Here is a 3,799-nt window from a genome sequence, read left to right as displayed (position 1 = left end):
GGAGGCAAATTTATAGTCAGATCCGTACAAATTCCCCAATCATCTGAATATGATTTTGGCTATTAGCTTGGGAATTGATTCCCAAGCGGTCTGGATGTTCCACCCGTTTCTTCGCTCCCTCTGCTCCCTCTGCTCCCTCTGCTCCCTCCGCTCCCTCCGCTCCCTCCGCTCCCTCCGCTCCCTCCGCTCCCCCTGCTCCCCCTGCTCCCCCTGCTCCCTCCGCTCCCTCCGCTCCCTCTGCTCCCTCCGCTTCCTCTGCTCCCTCCGCTCCCCCGCCCACACCCCACACCCCACCGAGCACACCCCACACCCCAATTCACGCTCCCTGCAAGACGGCACTGCCGGCGCCCTGAAACATCAGCCAGGAGAGGAAGAAATCGAGGATGAAGATCGCCAGGAGGGAGGTGACGACGGCGGTGGTGGTGGACTGTCCGACGCCCTTGGCGCCGCCGGTGGTGGTCAGGCCCCAACTGGTGCCGATCACCGCGATCGCCCACCCGAACACCACGGACTTGATTTCGGCGCTGAGGAGATCCCAAACCGTCATGAAATTGCGGATCGAGTCCAGGAACGCCCCGGACGAGATGCCGTACAGGCTGCCAGAAATCAGCATCCCCCCCGCCAACCCGGTGATCAGACAAATAATCGTCAGGAGGGGCAACATCAGACAGCAGGCGAGCACCCGGGGGATCACCAGGTAGTCCACCGGATCGGTTTTCATCATGTAGAGGGCGTCGATCTGTTCCGTGACGCGCATCGTCCCCAATTCGGCGGCGAAGGCGGAGCACACCCGTCCGGCGACGATGACGGAGGTGAGTACGGGGCTGAGTTCCCGACTCAGGGACAGGGCGAGGATGCCCCCCACCAAGTTTCCCGCCCCCAGGGTGACGAATTCCCGGGCCACCTGGATGGTGAACACCATACCCACGAAACTGGCCGTCAGCAGGGCGATCAGCAGCGACTCCGGGCCGACGGCGGCCATCTGGTCCAAGGTGTTGCGGCGGTGAATTTTGCCCTGCAGCAGGTGGATGAAGACTTGCCCCCCCAGGAACAGGGAGGCGATGAAGCGCTGAGTCCACAGGCCGAGGCTGGAACGGGTTTTTGAATTGCTCAAGGAACTGATCCGGGGAACGCTCAAATATTTAAGATAACAGCTTTATACGATTTGTTACATTTTGCCAACATTTATATCGAGTCCGATCCCTCCGAGGGGGGAGTTATCGCCCCGGCAACCCGCCGTTAGTTAAACAAAAATGTATCTAATTTAAGTTTTCTGACAGAACGGTACGAACGGGGCGATCGCCTTTATCGTGGTAGACAAGCGAACCTTATCTTGTCAGTCGATCGGCTGACCGATTCCATTGAAAATCACCCACATGAGTATTTTGCCTGATTTTCTGCGATCGCTCATTTTGACGATGGTTTTCAGCTTCGCGACCCCCATCCTGATCGTCGGCGGGGGGTTGGCGATCGCAATCTTCGTCCGTCAACTGCCGTTCTTGAATGCGATCGGCCAAGTTGGCATTGATCAGATTTTGGAGTTTCTCGCCATCTTCGGCAGCGGAAATCCCCTCCAGGGGGGGTTGATTATTGGCACGACGTGCAGTTTGGTGGGGGCCTTATTTGACACCTATGCCTCCTCTCAAAACCCACGGGGTCACTAATATTATTAATGTTTTGACGGGCGGCGATCGCTTTGAGTCCGAATTCGTCTAGGATCGTCAGAAGCGTTATTTTTGAAATCAGTATATCGCGATCGATGGCAGATATTGTAGATATTGCAGTCAATGCAGGGTCCTTCACCACACTGGTGACGGCCGTCCAAACCGCCGGGTTGGTGGAAACCTTGAAAACCCCCGGCCCTTTCACCGTTTTTGCCCCCAACGACGATGCGTTCGCCAAACTCCCGCCCGGAACCATCCAAACCCTCGTTCAAAATCCGCCCCAACTCGCCCGCATCTTGACCTATCACGTCGTCCCGGGCAAGTTGATGAAGGCGGATCTGGAAAAAATGCAGACCCTCACCTCCGTCGAGGGATCGCCCATTCCCCTCAATTTTGAGGACGGCTTTGAAGTCAAAAATGCCACGGTTGTCGCGGCAGATATCGAAGCGGATAACGGCGTCATTCACGTCATCGACAACGTGATTTTGATGGGCTGAAACCAAGAAACCGGGTTTCTTGGACAATTTGAGTTTCCCCATATCAATCCAAGTAGAAACCCGGTTTCTAGACCCCCAAATTATCAATTCTAACGATAATCCGGGGTTTGGATATTTCGCAGCCGCGCTTCCGGACGCTTGAAGCGATCCATTTGGGCTTCAAAAAATGCCCGGTTCGCCTGTAGGTGGCGGGGGTTGGGATCGTCGAGGGGATACAGCAACGCCGTCCGCAACGCCTGAATCACCGCAGAGGTGACACAATACATCGATCGCTGGAAACTGTTCGCCAACTGGATCAACATATCGTCCTCGCCCCGGCAGTGCTGTTTGTAATAGTCCACCAAATAGGGCGGCAGAAAATGGTACATATCCTGCATCAGGAGTGTGGGCGGAATCCCCGCCGTCCCCACCGGGAAGATATCGGCGTAGAGAATGCCGTAGTGGAAATCTTTCTGATCGTCGGGCACTTCCTTCGCCTGGGCGTTGTAAGATTTGGTGCCGCGGAAGGGTGCGGTGCGGTAAAATACGGCTTCTACATAGGGTAACGCCGCCTCGTACAGCCAGGTAAATCCTTTCGATTTGGGAATAATTTCGTAACATTCCCCATCGATGTAAGCGTGGTGGTAAATCGGGCGTCCGGCGATCGCAAAAATACCGTTAACCAGGAAGTTCATCGCCTCGGGGACGCTGGTTAATTTACCCTCATCGTAAAGGTCGCTCATCTCGAAAAACACCGGAGCCATCACTTCCCAAAATAGCCCCAAATTGCTGTAGTAGGACAACTGCCGCACCTGTTCCAAAAACATATCGGGAAACAGCTTGTAGAGTCCCAGCATCACCGGATTTTTGCGGAAATAGGCGCGGATGGCGCGATCGGCGTTGGCTTTGTATTCTTCCGTATCCAAATAGCCGTCAAACTGCCCCCCCATTTCCCGATGCCAAAACATCGCCACCATGCAGGCTTCGGCGAACTCCATGTTGATGCGATCGTGCCACAGGTGGTGGAACAATTTCGGCATCTTTTTCTGGGTTTCACCCTTTTCGATAAATGCCAACAATTCCGGGTGGGCAGTCGCCTCCCCTCGCCAAATTCTCAGGTCGGCATCGTCCCCGGCATAGTGATTGTGCAGGTCTAAATATTCCTGGGGCAAAAAGTATTTGAAAAAGGGAACCGGATTCAAAAATACCCGTTCCGCAATATACAGCAAATCCCGCCAATAGAAATCCATCGGCACGGCATAGGCTTTATAAATCCCGATAATTTGCATCAAATTTTCTGGCGTGTCCGGCAGCATCGCGCCTCCGGCTTCCAGGCGGTGAATGACTTCGGCAAATTCGTGGTTGGAAGGCGGCAGTTTGGTCGGTTTGGTTTCCGGTTGTATTAAAGTGGGTGCCATCATTAATTCTCAATTCATTATAAGTTTCAAAGTTGAAGATCCCCCCCAGCCCCCCTTAATAAGGGGGGAGAATGGGTCAAATTCCCCTTAATAAGGGGGGAGAATGGGTCAAATTCCCCTTAATAAGGGGGGAGAATGGGTCAAATTCCCCTTTGGTAAGGCCCGGCCGTTTCATTCTCGGTTAAAAATTGTCGAGGGCGACAATGAAAACCGTTGATGGGAGACAGGAGCAAGGATTTTT

Annotated in this window: 4 protein-coding genes; 2 read left to right on the top strand and 2 right to left on the bottom strand. The window is 54.2% G+C overall.

What is annotated here, in order from left to right:
- Nucleotides 1-316 precede the first annotated feature (316 nt).
- A complete protein-coding gene (locus LKE08_RS21095) occupies nt 317-1,114 on the bottom strand; it encodes an MlaE family lipid ABC transporter permease subunit (RefSeq protein ID WP_324706228.1) in 798 nt (265 codons plus the stop codon).
- 262 nt (nt 1,115-1,376) lie between these two features.
- Between LKE08_RS21095 and LKE08_RS21090 the strand changes: the two genes are divergently transcribed.
- Both LKE08_RS21090 and LKE08_RS21085 read left to right on the top strand, forming a co-directional pair.
- Entirely contained in the window at nt 1,377-1,664 is a 288-nt protein-coding gene (locus LKE08_RS21090; protein ID WP_324706227.1) for a hypothetical protein, read from the top strand.
- 95 nt (nt 1,665-1,759) lie between these two features.
- Complete coding sequence (locus LKE08_RS21085) at nt 1,760-2,161, top strand: fasciclin domain-containing protein (protein WP_324706226.1); 402 nt, start codon at nt 1,760-1,762, stop codon at nt 2,159-2,161.
- 89 nt (nt 2,162-2,250) lie between these two features.
- Here the strand turns inward: LKE08_RS21085 and LKE08_RS21080 are convergent, their stop codons facing one another.
- Nucleotides 2,251-3,561, bottom strand: coding sequence for a CO2 hydration protein (locus LKE08_RS21080; protein ID WP_375341455.1), 1,311 nt, complete (start codon nt 3,559-3,561; stop codon nt 2,251-2,253).
- Between the last annotated feature and the right edge of the window lie 238 nt (nt 3,562-3,799).

The organism is Lyngbya sp. CCY1209, from assembly GCF_035615495.1.
GTDB lineage: Bacteria > Cyanobacteriota > Cyanobacteriia > Cyanobacteriales > Microcoleaceae > Limnospira.
Note: the sequence above shows the minus strand (reverse complement) of the source record. Positions and strands in the feature narration are given on the sequence as shown.